This is a genomic window from Frankia sp. AgKG'84/4 (assembly GCF_023242965.2).
Taxonomy (GTDB): Bacteria; Actinomycetota; Actinomycetes; order Frankiales; family Frankiaceae; genus Frankia.
Genome location: NZ_JALKFU020000646.1, coordinates 1 through 668, shown reverse-complemented (window position 1 = coordinate 668; position 668 = coordinate 1). Strand labels below are relative to the sequence as shown.

Annotated in this window: 1 protein-coding gene and 1 pseudogene; both read left to right on the top strand. The window is 78.9% G+C overall.

Annotated elements, in window-relative coordinates; translation table 11 throughout:
• Nucleotides 1-350 (top strand): hypothetical protein (locus MXD58_RS24410; RefSeq protein ID WP_250610012.1); only part of this gene is annotated, 350 nt, incomplete at its 5' end.
• Between the two features lie 33 nt (nucleotides 351-383).
• Nucleotides 384-668, top strand: a pseudogene (locus MXD58_RS24405) (hypothetical protein); the annotation flags it as partial.

The window sequence follows — 668 nt, the reverse complement described above, 5'->3', positions numbered from 1 at the left end:
GCCCTGGGCTCGCCGGCGGCCTGTGCCGCGCCGCGCCCGACGCCGACCCCGACCTCCGCGACGTCGCGGCCGGCGACTCCCGGCAGCCCCGAGGCGCCCAGGGCCGGGCCGAGCACCGCACCACCTCTGCCTCCGACGACATCGCCGGCCGCCACCCTGGCGGCCTCGAGATCGCCTGCCTCGACACCGTCGCCTTCGAGATCATCGCCTTCGAGATCGTCGCCTGCCAGATCGTCGCCTGCCAGATCGTCAGCCTCGAGATCGTCGAAGCACGCCGGGTCGCCGGTCCCGGCATCGCCGACTGCCGCGGCGACGGCAGGTACGTCGAGGCGGCCCGCGTCGGCTGCTGACGCGCTCGCGCGCCCGGCGTCGACGAACTCGTCGTGGTCCGCCGCGTCGCCCGTCCACCTGGCATCGACGCGGTCGCGGTCGTCGTCGCCAGGCCCGGTCATCCGCCCGTCAGGTGGGAGCGGTGGGATGGTCTGCGCGTGCCCGCTGCCTGCGGCCCCGCCGCCCAGGCGCCGCCATGGGCTGAGGGAGTGCGGGCTCGCCGCCCCGGCGGGATCCTGACGGGACAGGTCGGCGGCGCCCGCGGCGTCGCGGCGGGCGCCAAATCCGCCCCCGGGCCGCCCGCCGCGCCCGCCCCCCCCCCCCCCCCCCCCCCCCCC